Genomic DNA, 14,881 nt, shown 5'->3' with positions numbered 1-14,881 from the left:
CTTTTCATCTTCGGGTATAACTTTGAACGCTGTTGTCACTTCTCAGGGTTCGGGATCCGTTACTGACGGATTACCGATGCCGGCGCGTCTCGGCGCCATTTTCGCGATTGCATGCGGTATTGCCATGGCGGTGCTGGATGGCGCGATCGTCAACGTAGCTTTGCCGACTATCGCGGGCGATTTTAACACCAGTCCGGCTTCTTCTATCTGGATCGTTAACGCGTATCAACTGGCCGTCACCATGACGCTGCTGTCGCTGTCGTCGCTGGGCGATATCGTGGGTTACCGTCGGGTGTATCTGGTGGGGTTGGTGCTGTTTACGCTGATGTCGTTTGTCTGCGCGATGTCAGATTCACTGGCGACGCTGACGCTGGCGCGCATTCTGCAAGGGCTGGCGGCAGCCGCGCTGATGAGCGTCAACACGGCGTTGATCCGGCTTATCTACCCCCGAGATCGACTGGGGCGAGGTATGGCGATCAACTCGCTGGTGGTGGCGGTGTCCACCGCTGCCGGGCCGACCATCGCCGCCGGGATTCTGAGCGTGGCGTCGTGGCAATGGTTATTTGCCATTAATGTGCCGTTCGGCGTGGTTGCCATGATACTGGGCTGGCGTTTTCTGCCGCGTAACGATGGCATGAGAACTCAGCGCTTCGATACCCCAAGCGCGGTACTGAATGCGCTGACCTTCGGGCTGTTTTTCGTGGCGTTGGGAGGCTTTGCCCACCAACAGAATAGCTGGCTGGTGTTAGGCGAATTGTTGCTGACCCTGCTGGTCGGCGGCTATTTTTTCCGTCGTCAGCTGCGCCAGCCTTATCCGCTGCTGCCGGTGGATCTGCTGCGTATTCCGGTGTTTGCGTTGTCGATGGGCACGTCGGTCAGTTCGTTCTGCGCCCAGATGCTGGCGATGGTATCGCTGCCGTTCTATTTCCAGAGTGCATTGGGGATGAATGAAATCGAGACCGGTTTGCTGCTGACACCCTGGCCGTTGGCGATCATGGCGGTGGCACCGCTGGCGGGGCGCTTGATTGAGCGTTTTAACGCTGGGATTTTGTGTACCATCGGGCTGGCGCTGTTCGCGCTGGGGCTGTTTTCTCTGGCCTGGTTACCGGCGAAGCCTGGCTATCTGGAGATCTGTCTGCGCATGATGTTGTGCGGCATTGGGTTTGGGCTGTTCCAGTCGCCGAATAATCACACCATCATCAGCGCGGCACCCCGTCATCGCAGCGGTGGTGCCAGCGGTATGTTGGGCACAGCCCGACTGGTGGGGCAAACCACCGGCGCGGCACTGGTGGCACTGATGTTTAACCTGTTCGGCGGGTTAGGGACCCATGCGGCGTTGATGACGGCTGGCACCTTCGCGACGCTGGCCGCCATTGTCAGCGGCCAGCGGATTTCGCGTCTGAAAACGGACTAGTCAGGTTGTTGCCTGATGGCGGGCAGGCGTTGAAACGACGGCAACGCGCAGAGGCGTTGCGTAAGCTGATACGCCTGCTGCGCGCTCACCAGATTGGTGAACCCAAGCAGTAATCCTTCCTCGTGGCCTGGCTGTTGCCGCCACTGGCTCAGTGCCTGAATGGATAACCCGGCACTGACCGCTTCTGCCGCGATATCCACATCGTGCGCGCTGCCCGGCGGCAAGCGGGCCAGCAGGTGCATGCCGCCCGCACTGGTGTGAAGCTGCAAACGGTGGTTGGCAAGCGTGGTAAGTGCGTCTTGCAGATAACGGCGACGCTCAGCGTAGAGTGTGCGCATTTTTCTGATGTGTCGGGCGAAATACCCGCGCTCCATAAAATCGGCGGCGGTGGCCTGCGGCAGGACAAACCCGTTACTGTGCAGGAGGGTGGCCGTTTGCTGAAAGACCCTGAGCTGTGCCTGTGGCACCACCAGATAAGCCAGCCTGAGACCGGGGAAAAACACCTTACTGAAGGTGCCGGTGTAAATAACCCGTTCGTCGCTATCCAGACTTTTGAGTGCCGGCAGTGGCCGACCGTGATAGCGGAATTCACTGTCGTAATCATCTTCGATAATCCACGCCTCCCGGCGAGCCGCCCACGCCAGCAACGCCAGACGCCGCGGCAACGAGAGCGCAACGCCAAGCGGGCTTTGGTGGGTTGGCGTGACAACGGCGAAGCGGGCATGCCCTGCGTATTGTTCGCCTGCCGCCACATCGATCCCCTCTTCATCCACCGATACCGGAGCCAGTTGCATACCCGCATGCAGCAGAAAGCGCCGCGCCAGCGGGTAGCCGGGGTCTTCATACCAACCCAGATCACCGGGTGTGAACAGCGATCGACAGATCAAATCCAGCGAGCAGTGATACCCGGCGGTGATAAAAACCTGATGCTCTGAGCAGGCGATACCGCGGGAAACACCGAGATAGGCGGCAATCGCACGGCGTAACGGCAGGTATCCCTGTGGGTCAGGGTAGGCCAGCGCCTCACCGGACAGCGTTCTCAGGCATTGTCCCGTCAGTCGGTTCCAGGTTTTGCGTGGAAAGGCATCCAGAGCCGGTAGTCCCAACTGGAACGGCAGAATCGCCGGGGGCGGCGGTTCGGGTTGCTGTCGGGACGGCGACGGGGTGATGGGGGGATGACCCGGCGTCAGGTTGGTCAACCCAGGGGAGACGATCGTCCCTGCCGGACCCCGCGGCAACAGGTAACCTTCGCTGGTGAGTCTCTGATAGGCCGTTTCCACCGTGCCGCGTGCCAGATTCAGCTCGCTGGCGAGGCTGCGCACCGAGGGAACACGCTCGCCGGGGCGCAATTGCCCGGAGGCGATGGCATCGCGGATCCGCTGGTAAAGCTGTTGATGGAGTGGCGTGGACGGCGCTGACGAAAACGGTCTGGTCAGAAAATCCATCGGCTATGTCCTTATCAAAATGACATTTCTTGCCCCTGTTGAGTAGGCCATTGTCGGCCTACAGTAACCCGCATTGCAACCCTCTTCATGGCGTAAGGATCGAAATGATGGCTGATATTCATCTGGCATGGGCCACGAGTCAGGCGGAACAACGGGCGTGTTTTAGTCTGATGCAGGCCTTGCGACCGCATTTAACCGACGGCGAGCAATTTGTTCGTCAGGTGCAACGGCAGGCACAGCATGGCTACCAGTTGCTGGTCGCCTGGCAGGCCGATGTTGCGCTTGGGCTGGCTGGGTACCGGGTGCAGGAAAATCTGGTGTATGGGCGCTTTCTGTACGTTGATGACCTGGTATGCCGGGACGAGGTGCGCGGGCAGGGCATTGGCGATCGGCTGATGCAGGCCATGTATCAGGAAGCGGCACGCGAACAGTGTGCCCAACTGGTGCTGGATTCTGCGTTATCCAATGCGTTAGCCCACCGTTTCTATTTTCGTCAGGGGCTGTTGGCGCGAGCCCTACGTTTTAACGCGCCGATCTACAGTGGAGAAACACGATGAGTACATTACGTTTGCCGTATGCCACGCTGTCGCCGGAAGCCTACCAGGGGCTGTTGACGACCAAAAAAGCGCTGGAGAAAAGCACGCTCGGTCTTGAACTGATCGAACTGGTTTATTTACGCATTTCGCAAATCAACGGCTGTGCCTTTTGTTTAAACATGCACGCAGGATGGTTGCGGCGTGCAGGCGTCAGCAATGAAAAAGTGGATAGCCTGGCAGGGTGGCGGGTGTGTTCGTTATACAGCCCACGTGAGCAGGCCGCGCTGGCGTGGACGGAATCACTGGTCGACGTGGCGCAGACCCATGCACCGGATGCGGATTTCGCACCGCTGCGCGACCACTTCACCGAGGCGGAGATCGCCGATCTTTGCTTTGCCATCGCCCTGATGAGCGCGTTCAATCGGCTGGCTATCGGAGCACGCCAGTAGCCCGCTGATACCACCGGGGTCTTTGCTGCGCTGGCGGCGGTGGTCAGCGGATTTCGCGGTTGGCGGTGTCTGAAGGATGTGTGCGGTAGAGCATCGCGCTGGATTATGCCGTTAACGGTATAACCGCTGTTTTCATCGAACAGTTAATGCGTTACGCCGATTAACGGAGAGTGGGTTTTGACGACAATCCTCCTGCCATTATGTGCAACGAGGAGATCAAACTATGTATGGCAATAATCCAGAGATCGAGTGGGATCAAAGTAATGCAACCAACAAAGGCAAAGTGATCGACCGGGCGATAAGAAATAATCAGTGCCGGGTTATCGACTTCCCGGACGGTGGGCGACGGATCGTGTTCCAGTGTGTTCATTGTAAGAACTGGATAACGGAAGAGGCGGTTGAGGCCGACCATTATCCGGAACCTTCCAACCCTGCCCTGGCAAATAATGATGATATTAGCCGACTGGTGCTGGCCTGTCGGCCGTGTAATGCGGCGAATATTCAGAACACCCAACAGATGAAGACCAGAGGGCAACTGAAACTGGCGGGAGAAAACCGCAAGTATACGGAAGTCCGCGTTAATGGCCAACGCGTCGGCTAACGGCCAGAGAGCTGGCCGTGCCCCGCAAGGGCGCGGCCATCTCATGGTTATTCTGGGGTGGCGGCGATCATGACGCCACCATCACCGTAACCCCCAGCGCTTCGAAGGCGTTGACGGCCTCCTGGCTGATGCCGGCATCGGTGATCAGGTAGTGGATGTTGCTCCAGTCGCACGGCAGAGCAAACATCGATACCTTGCCTATCTTGCTGGAGTCCGCTACCACATAGACCGTCTTGGCGGAGCGGATCATCGCGCTTTTGACCTTGATGTCGGTTTCGCTGGGAAAGCTCAGCCCCATTCGTGGGGAGATGGCGGCGGTGGCGAGGAACAGTTTTTCGGCCAGCACGTTTTCGAAAAAGCTGGCGGCCTTTTCACCCGAGGTGGAGAGCGTAGGAAACTTGAAGGTGCCGCCGGTGAGCAGGATATTGATGCCGGGTTCGCCGCCCAGTTTGAGCGCGATATTGACCGCGGTGGTGATAACAGACAGCCGGTGAATCGCCGTCATATGTTCGACGATAGCGGTGGTGGTGGTACCGGAATCGAAAATCACCGTGTCGCCATTTTCTATCTGCGTGGCAGCCAGCCGACCAATGGCGTCTTTCTCTGCCAGATTGATTTGCCGTTCCAGCAGCAAGGCACCGGTATTCTGCTTGCCGGTCACCAGCGTGGCACCGCCGTAATAACGCTGAACGTAACCCTCTTTTTGTAATTCGCGCAGATCGGTGCGGATCGTGGCTTCGGTCAGCCCGAAGGTTTCGGTCAACATTTTCACGGTGACGGTGCCGTCTTCGCGCACCATCTCCAGTATTTTTTCCCTGCGTTGTTGCATATCCGCCAGTTGTTCACTTTTGCTTTTCAATCGAAACTCTCCTGTACCGAAACCGGTGACGATGTTCCGCCGTCAACCCGCTAATTGACATCAAGTTTACCCTTCACCTGCGTGGAATGCGAGGTGAAGGCGGCGAAAAAGCATGGACATTTTCGCTGATCCCGCCATGTGATCCTCCAGTTCTTGCGCTGTTTACGCCCACTGCTAGCGGATCGTTGCTCTCTTTGGCTGGTTTTATTTTGATCTGCTTTTGTTTGATATTTGATCTCGTCCACAGAATAGGCTAAATAGAGAGTGTATGTTTTCGATCGAAAATCAATTGAAAGTGATCGGGAGCGATTTGTCAGCGATCAGGAGGTATAGGGTGGACGTACAGACAATCAGACAGACAGCGCGACAAGCCCGGCGCTATGTGTTGCAGATGAATCATCGGGCGGGCAAAGGGCACACCGGCGCGGACCTGTCGGAGGTAGATATTATCTGCACCCTGTTTATGGCGGTGATGGATCGTTCGCAGGCGCGGCCGAATCAGGATCGTTTCATTTTGTCGAAAGGCCACGGCGCAGGTGGGCTGTATTGCAGTGCCGCGGCGATGGGGCTGATTGACCCGGCGATACTGGATCAGTTTATGGGTGACGACACGCTGCTGGCGGGCCATCCGATTCACCAGAAACTGCCGGATTTGGTGGAGATTAACTCCGGGGCGTTGGGGCATGGGTTGTCGATCGGTGCCGGGCTGGCGCTGGGTAACAAACTGGCAAACCGTGCGCATCGTCGCGTCTTTGTGCTGATGGGCGACGGCGAACTGGCGGAAGGCTCCAACTGGGAAGCGGCGATGGCCGCCAGCAAATTCCGGTTGGATAACCTGGTCGCCATTGTCGATCGAAACCGTCTGCAACTGGCGGGCAAAACCGAAGACATCATGCCGCTGGAGCCGCTGGCGGATAAATGGCGCGCTTTCGGCTTTGAGGTGGTCGAGTGCGACGGACATGACCCGGCGGCCATCATCGACGCGGTAAACGCGCCAGGCGTTGGCAAGCCGCGGGTGATCCTCGCCAATACCGAAAAAGGGCACGGCATTTCGTTTATGGCCAATGTACCGGCCTGGCACCACGCGGTGCCGAATGATCAACAGCTGGCGCAGGGGCTGGCGGAGCTGGAGGAGTGATGATGCAAGACTTACGTGATGCCGTAGTCGCCACGCTGCTCGAAGAGCAAAACGCAGGCGCTAATTTGTGCGTCGTGGTGGCGGATTCCACCTCCACGTCGAAAATCGCACCGTTCGAGAAAGCCTTCCCAGAACGGGTGGTGAACGTCGGAATTGCCGAGCAAAACATGGTTGGGATGGCGACGGGTCTGTCGCTGAGCGGCCCGACGGTATTTACCGCCAATGCGGCGCCGTTCCTGCTGGCACGTTCTAACGAACAGGTGAAGAACGATATCTGTTATACCGACGCTAACGTCAAAATGCTGGGGCTGAACGCCGGGTTCGCCTACGGCCCGCTGGGGGCGACCCACCACTGTATGAACGATATCGCGATTGCCCGTTCGTTCGGCAATTTGCAGATTTTCGCGCCTGCGGATGCGGTGCAGGCCAGTGCGATCGCGCGTTATGCCATTCATCATCGTGGGCCGGTGTACATCCGCATGGATAGCGACAAAGTGCCGGTGCTGCATGCGCCTGGCTGGTCGCTGACGCCGGGCAAACCGGAAGTGGTGCAGCAAGGGAGTGACGTGGTGGTGTTTTGCCTTGGCACCCTTGTCCATGAAGCGCTGGCCGCCGCGACGGATGCCACCATCGTATCCTTACCCTCGTTGTGGCCTTTAGATGAAATATCACTATTGGAAATTATTAGTGAGCACCGGTATGTGATCTCGATGGAAGAACACGTACTCAGTGGTGGCCTTGGCAGCATCATTGGTGAATTGTTGCATAAACACCATGCGCGGCAGCGCTTCACCGCACTGGGTGTCCCACCTTATGAATTTACTCATAGCAGCAGCCGTAGCGCCTTGCGTCGTCAGTTCCATATCGACGCTGCCGGACTGCGCTTAACCCTGGAACAGCTTGCGTTACGCACCATTGCCTGAGGAGAACAACCTGATGAGTCATGACAACGAGTATGACGTGAATTTGCGTTATGGCGTGGATACCGGGCTCAGCCTGAATGACAAGGTGGCGGTGGTCACCGGTGGGCTGGGCGGTATCGCCATGGCGAGCAACGAAATGCTGCTGGAAAAAGGTGCGCGTCTGGCGCTGTTGTATCCCGCGTTTGAGCGTGACAAAGCGGCGCAGGCTGCCGAACAGTTTGACCCGACGCGGGTGCTGCTGGTCGAGTGCGACGTCACCGCGCCCGCCGACGTGGAAAACGCGTTTGCCACCGTCGCGGCGCATTACGGCCAGATAGACATCCTGATCAACTGCGCGGGCTACGTGATGCTGCAACCGGTTCTGGAAACCGATTTCGACGAATGGCAAAAGCAGCTTGCCGTCAACCTGACCGGCCCGTTCCTGTGCTCGCAGGCGGCGGCGCGCCACATGGTGGCTGCCGGTCGCGGCGGCAAGATTATCAATATTGCCTCGCAAGCGGCGTCTATCGCTATCGATAACCACGTGGCTTACACCTCTGCCAAGGCGGGGCTGCTGGGAATGACCAAGGTGATGGCGAAAGAGCTGGCACCGCACCATATCAACGTCAACACGCTGTCGCCGACGGTGGTGCTGACGCCGATGGGCGAGAAAGCGTGGCGCGGTGAGAAAGGCGAAGCGATGAAAAAGCTGATCCCACTCGGGCGTTTTGCCTACACCGATGAAATTGCCGCCGCGGTGCTGTTTTTCGCCAGTAACGGTAGCGACATGATTACCGGCGCTGATTTGATGATCGACGGCGGATTCACCATCTGGTGATGGCCGGAGCGCACTGCCAATAGATTTAAAAAACAATTGATTACGCTGTTTCGCTGTACCCCGACAATAACGAAAGATAGAGAGATATCATCATGAAATTGCGTTCAATGCTGTTAACTGCTGCCATCACCAGTGCCTTATCGCTGACCGCCCACGCGGCGGAAAAAGGCACCATCATGATTCTGGTCAATTCACTGGATAACCCCTATTACGCGTCGGAGGCGAAAGGGGCGGACAAGAAAGCACAGGAGCTGGGGTATAAAACCACGGTGCTTTCCCACGGTGAAGACGTGAAGAAGCAAAGCGAGCTTATCGACGCGGCCATCGGCAAGAAAGTACAGGGTATCGTGCTGGATAACGCCGATTCTACCGCCAGCGTCGCGGCGATCAAAAAAGCGAAAGACGCCGGTATTCCGGTGGTGCTGATCAACCGCGAAATCCCGGTGGATGATGTGGCACTGGAGCAGATTACCCACAATAACTTCCAGGCGGGTTCCGATGTCGCCAACGTATTCGTCGAAAAGATGGGCGAGAAAGGCAAGTACGCCGAGCTGACCTGTAGCCTGGCGGACAACAACTGTGTGACCCGTTCCAAATCCTTCCATCAGGTGTTGGATCAGTACCCCGGCATGGTGAGCATTGCTCGTCAGGATGCCAAAGGTACGTTGATCGACGGCAAACGTATCATGGATAGCATTTTGCAGGCGCACCCGGATGTGAAAGGGGTGATCTGCGGTAATGGCCCGGTCGCGCTGGGGGCGATTGCCGCGCTGAAAGCCGCTGGTCGTAATGATGTGGTGGTGGTCGGCATCGACGGCAGTAACGATGAACGCGACGCCGTGAAAGAGGGCTCGCTGAAGGCTACCGTCATGTTGCAGGCCCAGGCTATCGCCGCGCAGGGCGTGACCGACCTCGACAACTATCTCCAGAAGGGTGTGAAACCCGCCAAACAGCGCGTCATGTTTCGCGGCATCCTGATCCAACAGGGTAACGCGAGCAAGGTGCAAGACTTCAACTTCAAATCCTGAGTTCATGCTGTCGCGCCCCTGCGGGGGTGCAGAAGGAGAAGAGTATGTCCAGACAAGTCTGGCTGGCGCTGGCCATTCTTGGGTTGGGCGGATGCCGCATCGTGTCGCAGCAGGAACTGGCCGACCTGCGTCATCCCCCTAATCCTCATATGGCGAATATCGGGCAAACCTGGCAACAGAAGCTGGTGCCGCAACTGGTCAACGAGGCGCGTCCGCTTGCTGCCTTGCTGAAAGACCTGCAAAGCAGCAGCGATATGGATGCTGCCTGTAAGCAGTTTGGTTACCGTTCGCAGGATGAAAACGCCTGTGTGTTCACGGTGCGTATCACCGGCACGGTGGAACAACTCGATACCGCTTCACGCAGCGGCAAAATGCTGATTAAAGACGCCGACGGCGAGAGCATTCCGGTGCAACTGGGGCCGACGTTGCGCGGTACTGACCTGCGCGACAGTTATAAAGGCGCAAGTTATCAGGACTTTAACGACCAGGTGTTGTACGGCGATTTTGGCCGCGCCATCAATCAGCAGGCCCTGACGATGATTCAGGCGGCGCACCCGAAAGTGGGCGACCGGCTCGACGTGGTGGGTGTGTTCAGTAGCTGGGACATCCCACAGGCGGTGCCGGATATCACACCGGCGCAGATAACGCGTGACGGTAAGGGGGGATGATGGCGGATATGAGCATGCCGATGAGAGCGGTGATGATGCCGGTAACCCCGGTGGTCACCACGGCGTCGCCGACGACGCAGGCTGAGACCGCGCCGGAGGTGATTATCGAAACCCGCGACCTGTCACGCGTCTATCCGGGGGTGACCGCGCTCGATCAGGTCAACTACCGGGTGTATCGCAATAAGGTCAACGTGCTGATCGGTGAAAACGGCGCGGGCAAATCCACCATGATGAAGATGCTGGCCGGGGTGGAAACGCCGTCCTCCGGGCAGATCCTGCTGGATGGTAAGCCGGTGACGCTGGGCTCGACCCAACAGGCGGAACAACAGGGTATCAGCATCATTTTTCAGGAACTGAACCTGTTCCCCAATATGAACGTGATGGACAACATTTTCATCGCCAATGAGTTTTTCCAGCGCGGCGTCATCAACGAAAAATTTCAGTACGCACTGGCGAAAACCTTGCTGGAGCGACTGGAGCTGGATATCGACCCCTATACCCCGCTCGGCGAGTTGGGCATCGGCCATCAGCAACTGGTGGAGATCGCCCGTGCGTTATCCAAAGACACCCGGGTGCTGATCATGGATGAGCCGACCTCGGCGCTGAGCCAGTCCGAGGTGAAGGTGCTGTTCGGGGTGATAGAGCAGCTCAAACGGCGCGGCGTCACCATCATCTACATCTCCCACCGGCTGGAAGAGCTGATGGAGATTGGCGACCACATCACCATTTTTCGTGACGGTCGTTTCATCTGCGAACGTGAAGTGCGCCACGCCAGCGTGCCCTGGATCATCGAACAGATGGTCGGCGACAAGAAAAAGCATTTTGACTACCAGCCTGCGCCGCAGGGCGACACCGTGCTGACGGTGAGCGGGCTGACGGCGCTGCACCAAAGCGGCGGTTATCGCCTGAACGACGTCTCTTTTAGCCTGCGCAAAGGCGAAGTGGTGGGGATTTACGGCCTGCTGGGCGCCGGGCGTACCGAGCTGTTCAAAGGGCTGACTGGCCTGATGCCGTGCCAGCAGGGCCGCGTGCAACTGAACGACGACTGCCTTGATGGGCTGGGGTTTCGCCAGCGGCTGGAAAAAGGCATCGCACTGGTACCGGAAGACCGGCAGGGCGAAGGCATGGTGCAGTTGATGTCTATTCGCGCCAACATGACGCTGTCGTCGTTTAGCCTGCGCAGCTTCTGGCGCGCCTGGACGTGGCTGCGTGAACCGGATGAGGCCCGCCAGGTGGATGAGATGGTGCGTCAGCTGGCTATCAAGGTCAGCGACGACGAACTGCCGATCACCTCGCTATCCGGCGGCAACCAGCAGAAGGTGGTGCTGGGCAAGGCGCTGATGACCCGGCCGCAGGTGGTGCTGCTCGACGAGCCAACCCGCGGTATCGATGTGGGAGCCAAAACCGATGTCTACCACCTGATCGGGCGTATGGCGCAGCAGGGATTATCGGTGATGTTTTCGTCATCCGAACTGGACGAAGTGATGGCGCTGGCGGATCGCATTCTGGTGATGGCTGACGGCCACATCACCGCCGATCTGCCACGCAGTCAGGTCACCCGTGAAATCCTCATCAGCGCTTCCACCCCTCACGACTAACCGGCCGGAGTTCATCATGAGTCAAAAATACACGTTGTATATGTACCTGCTGAAGGCCCGTACCTTCATCGCTTTGCTGATCGTGATTGCCTTCTTCAGCCTGATGGTGCCGAATTTCCTCACCCCATCCAACCTGCTGATCATGACCCAACATGTGGCGATCACCGGGCTGCTGGCTATCGGCATGACGCTGGTGATCCTCACCGGGGGTATCGATCTTTCCGTCGGTGCGGTCGCCGGTATCTGTGGCATGGTGGCCGGTGCACTGCTCACTAACGGCATTCCACTGTGGGGCGGCAATATCCTGTTTCTCAATGTGCCGGAGGTGATCCTGGTCGTATCGGTGCTGGGGATGCTGATTGGGCTGGTCAACGGCGTGGTGATCACCCGGCTGGTGGTGGCACCGTTTATCTGTACGCTGGGCATGATGTATGTCGCCCGTGGTGCCGCGCTGCTGTTCAATGACGGCAGCACCTATGCCAACCTCAACGGCATGCCTGAGCTGGGCAACACCGGTTTTGCTTTCCTGGGTTCCGGCACGCTGCTCGGTATTTATCTGCCGATCTGGCTGATGCTGGCGTTTTTGCTGCTCGGATTGTACCTGACGCGCAAAACCCCGCTGGGCCGCTATATCTATGCCATCGGCGGCAATGAGTCCGCCGCCCGCCTCGCCGGGGTACCGATCGTCAACGTAAAAATCTTCGTCTACGCCTTTTCCGGCCTGTGTGCCGCGCTGGTGGGGCTGGTGGTGGCCTCGCAACTGCAAACCGCCCACCCGATGACCGGCAACATGTTCGAGATGGACGCCATCGGTGCCACCGTGCTGGGCGGCACCGCGCTGGCAGGCGGACGCGGGCGGGTTTCCGGTTCGATCATCGGTGCGTTTGTGATCGTGTTTTTGGCCGATGGCATGGTGATGATGGGTGTCAGCGACTTCTGGCAAATGGTGATCAAGGGGCTGGTGATCGTCACCGCTGTGGTGATTGACCAGTTCCAGCAGCGGCTACAAAACAAGGTGGTCATGATGCGTCGCCATGAAAAAAAGCAGTCAGTTAACCCGTTGTCGGAGGTGAGCCATGTCTAGAGACGTGATCATCGCACTCGACGAAGGCACCAGTAACGTCAAAGCGGTGGCGATTGACGCGCTCGGCCAGGTGGTGGCGCGTGCGTCACGCCCGCTTGGCCTGATGACCCCACATGCCGGTTGGGTGGAGCAGGACGGTGAGGCGCTGCTGGCCGGGTCCTTCGTGGTGATGCGCGAGGTGATAGCCCAGGTCGGGGCTGAGCGGGTCGCGGCGCTGGCTATCAGCAACCAGCGGGAAACCGCCATCGGCTGGCGGCGTGATAACGGCCAGCCGATCTCCCCGGCGCTGACCTGGCAGTGTTCCCGCTCGGCACCGTTTTGCGAACAGTTACGACACAACCAGCAAGAGGCTGCTATCCGCACGGCGACCGGGTTGCCGGTGGCCCCGCTGTTCTCCGGCTCGAAAATGCGCTGGCTGCTCGATAACACGCCGGATGGTCACGCCCGTGCGGCGCGTGGTGAGATTTGCCTCGGCACCATTGATGCCTGGTTGCTGTGGCACCTGACCGGCGGGCGGCAGTTCCGTTGCGATCTCTCCAACGCTGCCCGTACTCAGTTGCTTAATCTGCACCACCTGCAATGGGATGACGGGATGCTGGCGTTGTTCGGCATTCCACGCGCTGCGTTGCCAGAGCTGATGCCGTCGGCCGGCGAGTTCGGTGTGACCTGCGGCGTGCCCGGCGTGGCGGACGGCATCCCGATTCTGGCGGTAGTGGGCGATTCTCACGCCGCGCTGTACGGCCACGGGCTGGGGCGTGCGGGTGGGGTGAAAGCGACTTACGGCACCGGGTCGTCGGTGATGGCCCCGCTGGGCGTGCCGGATACCCGTATCACCACCCTGGCGACCACCGTGGCCTGGCACGATGGCGAGCGGGTGGTCTATGCGCTGGAGGGAAATATTCCCCACACCGGTGATGGCGTGGCCTGGATGCTACAGGCCACCGGGCTGAACGCCCTGCCGGAGGCGGCACTGAGTGAGGCGTTGCAGACGTTGCCCGCCAGTATCGAGTCTACCGACGGGGTGTATTTCGTCCCGGCGCTGACCGGTGCGGGTGCGCCCTGGTGGAGCGATCGCGCGCGTGGCCTGATGTGCGGGCTCAGTCGCGGCAGTGGGCAGGCGCATTTGGTACGTGCCGCTCTGGAGTCGATCGCCTACCAGATAGCCGATGTGGTGACCGCAATGAAGCAACACCCGGACTTCCATCTGGCGCAGTTAATGGTCGATGGCGGGCCGACCCGCAACGCCTGGTTGATGCAGTTTCAGGCCGACCTGCTGGGTTGCCCGGTGGTGCGCAGCACCACCACCGAGCTCTCAGCGCTGGGGGCCGGGTTACTGGCGCGGCGCACGCTGGGCCGGTTGAGCGATCAGCAACTGGAACCGTTACTGCCGACGCATGACAGTTGGCTACCGGACGAGGCGCGTCATCAGCATTATCAGGCGAGCTGGCAGGGGTGGCAGGAGGCGGTACAGCGTACCTTGTGGCAGGCGAATCATCCTGAGTGAGGAGCAGACGATGCAACGCGATTTTCAGGGGAAGACGGTGGTGATTACCGGTGCCTGCCGCGGGATTGGCGCTGGCATCGCCGAACGGTTCGCCCGCGATGGCGCTCATCTGGTGATGGTGTCCAACTCGGAACGGGTGATGTCGACGGCGGCGGATATACAGCACCGTTATGGCACAGCGGTGTTGCCACTGGTGGTGGATGTCACCGATGAAGCACAGGTGCAAACGCTGTATCAGCAGGTGGCAGAGCGCTTCGGGCGGATTGACGTGTCGGTACAAAACGCCGGGGTAATCACCATCGATTATTTTGACCGGATGCCGACAGCCGATTTCGAGCGGGTGTTGGCGGTAAATACCACCGGTGTGTGGCTGTGCTGCCGTGAGGCGGCGAAGTATATGGTGAAGCAGCAGCAGGGTTGCCTGATCAATACCTCGTCCGGGCAGGGGCGCAAAGGGTTTATCTATACGCCGCACTATGCCGCTAGCAAGATGGGCGTCATCGGTATTACCCAGAGCCTGGCACAAGAACTGGCCCCGTGGAACATCACCGTCAACGCGTTTTGCCCCGGCATCATCGACAGTGAAATGTGGGACTACAACGACCGGGTATGGGGTGAAATCCTCAGCACAGAGGAAAAACACTACGGCAAAGGGGAACTGATGGCGGAGTGGGTGCAAGGCATCCCGCTAAAACGTGCGGGCAAGCCGGAAGATGTGGCCGGGCTGGTGGCGTTTCTCGCATCAAGCGACGCACGCTACATCACCGGCCAGACGATCAATGTGGATGGTGGGTTGATCATGTCGTAGGGAGGACAG

Annotated in this window: 15 protein-coding genes; 13 read left to right on the top strand and 2 right to left on the bottom strand. The window is 59.0% G+C overall.

Annotated elements, in window-relative coordinates:
• The first annotated feature begins 22 nt into the window (after positions 1 to 22).
• Complete coding sequence (locus tag FGI04_RS16580) at positions 23 to 1,414, top strand: MFS transporter (RefSeq protein ID WP_407340064.1); 1,392 nt, start codon at positions 23 to 25, stop codon at positions 1,412 to 1,414.
• Here the strand turns inward: FGI04_RS16580 and pdxR are convergent.
• The gene (gene pdxR, locus FGI04_RS16575) at positions 1,411 to 2,859 is read right to left on the bottom strand and encodes a MocR-like pyridoxine biosynthesis transcription factor PdxR (RefSeq protein WP_407337009.1); all 1,449 of its coding nucleotides are present in this window, start codon (positions 2,857 to 2,859) and stop codon (positions 1,411 to 1,413) included. The two genes, FGI04_RS16580 and pdxR, sit on opposite strands and share 4 nt — an antisense overlap.
• 107 nt (positions 2,860 to 2,966) lie before the next feature.
• Here pdxR and FGI04_RS16570 point away from each other — a divergent pair, with 107 nt between their 5' ends.
• The 3 genes from FGI04_RS16570 (at position 2,967) to FGI04_RS16560 (ending at position 4,445) form a co-directional block, all read left to right on the top strand.
• Entirely contained in the window at positions 2,967 to 3,416 is a 450-nt protein-coding gene (locus FGI04_RS16570; protein ID WP_153508645.1) for a GNAT family N-acetyltransferase, read from the top strand.
• Complete coding sequence (locus FGI04_RS16565; protein WP_038903166.1) at positions 3,413 to 3,844, top strand: carboxymuconolactone decarboxylase family protein; 432 nt, start codon at positions 3,413 to 3,415, stop codon at positions 3,842 to 3,844. Before FGI04_RS16570 ends, FGI04_RS16565 begins: the two co-directional genes overlap by 4 nt.
• Positions 3,845 to 4,067: 223 nt before the next feature.
• A complete protein-coding gene (locus FGI04_RS16560; protein WP_407337008.1) occupies positions 4,068 to 4,445 on the top strand; it encodes a hypothetical protein in 378 nt (125 codons plus the stop codon).
• Between the two features lie 67 nt (positions 4,446 to 4,512).
• Here the strand turns inward: FGI04_RS16560 and FGI04_RS16555 are convergent, their stop codons facing one another.
• Complete coding sequence (locus FGI04_RS16555; protein WP_038925036.1) at positions 4,513 to 5,304, bottom strand: DeoR/GlpR family DNA-binding transcription regulator; 792 nt, start codon at positions 5,302 to 5,304, stop codon at positions 4,513 to 4,515.
• 334 nt (positions 5,305 to 5,638) lie between these two features.
• Here FGI04_RS16555 and FGI04_RS16550 point away from each other — a divergent pair, with 334 nt between their 5' ends.
• From FGI04_RS16550 to FGI04_RS16510, 9 genes are all read left to right on the top strand, one after another.
• The gene (locus tag FGI04_RS16550; RefSeq protein WP_407274446.1) at positions 5,639 to 6,442 is read left to right on the top strand and encodes a transketolase; all 804 of its coding nucleotides are present in this window, start codon (positions 5,639 to 5,641) and stop codon (positions 6,440 to 6,442) included.
• Positions 6,442 to 7,365, top strand: coding sequence for a transketolase family protein (locus tag FGI04_RS16545; RefSeq protein WP_407337007.1), 924 nt, complete (start codon positions 6,442 to 6,444; stop codon positions 7,363 to 7,365). The genes FGI04_RS16550 and FGI04_RS16545 overlap by 1 nt, the downstream gene beginning before the upstream one ends.
• 13 nt (positions 7,366 to 7,378) lie before the next feature.
• Positions 7,379 to 8,182, top strand: coding sequence for a GolD/DthD family dehydrogenase (locus tag FGI04_RS16540; RefSeq protein ID WP_407337006.1), 804 nt, complete (start codon positions 7,379 to 7,381; stop codon positions 8,180 to 8,182).
• A 92-nt stretch (positions 8,183 to 8,274) separates the two neighbouring features.
• Positions 8,275 to 9,210: a D-ribose ABC transporter substrate-binding protein gene (locus FGI04_RS16535; protein ID WP_015847963.1), complete on the top strand. Its 936-nt coding sequence runs from the start codon at positions 8,275 to 8,277 to the stop codon at positions 9,208 to 9,210.
• 44 nt (positions 9,211 to 9,254) lie between these two features.
• Positions 9,255 to 9,878: a DUF2291 family protein gene (locus FGI04_RS16530; protein ID WP_342698896.1), complete on the top strand. Its 624-nt coding sequence runs from the start codon at positions 9,255 to 9,257 to the stop codon at positions 9,876 to 9,878.
• 35 nt (positions 9,879 to 9,913) lie between these two features.
• Positions 9,914 to 11,476, top strand: coding sequence for a sugar ABC transporter ATP-binding protein (locus FGI04_RS16525; protein ID WP_407340153.1), 1,563 nt, complete (start codon positions 9,914 to 9,916; stop codon positions 11,474 to 11,476).
• Between the two features lie 16 nt (positions 11,477 to 11,492).
• The gene (locus tag FGI04_RS16520; protein WP_038903175.1) at positions 11,493 to 12,560 is read left to right on the top strand and encodes an ABC transporter permease; all 1,068 of its coding nucleotides are present in this window, start codon (positions 11,493 to 11,495) and stop codon (positions 12,558 to 12,560) included.
• The gene (locus FGI04_RS16515) at positions 12,553 to 14,064 is read left to right on the top strand and encodes an FGGY family carbohydrate kinase (RefSeq protein ID WP_407337005.1); all 1,512 of its coding nucleotides are present in this window, start codon (positions 12,553 to 12,555) and stop codon (positions 14,062 to 14,064) included. The genes FGI04_RS16520 and FGI04_RS16515 overlap by 8 nt, the downstream gene beginning before the upstream one ends.
• Positions 14,065 to 14,074: 10 nt before the next feature.
• A complete protein-coding gene (locus FGI04_RS16510; protein WP_407337004.1) occupies positions 14,075 to 14,872 on the top strand; it encodes an SDR family oxidoreductase in 798 nt (265 codons plus the stop codon).
• Positions 14,873 to 14,881: the final 9 nt, after the last annotated feature.

The organism is Dickeya ananatis (assembly GCF_019464615.1).
Taxonomy (GTDB): domain Bacteria; phylum Pseudomonadota; class Gammaproteobacteria; order Enterobacterales; family Enterobacteriaceae; genus Dickeya; species Dickeya oryzae.
The sequence above is the reverse complement of the archived record's forward strand: the minus strand, read 5'-3'. Positions and strand labels throughout refer to the sequence as shown.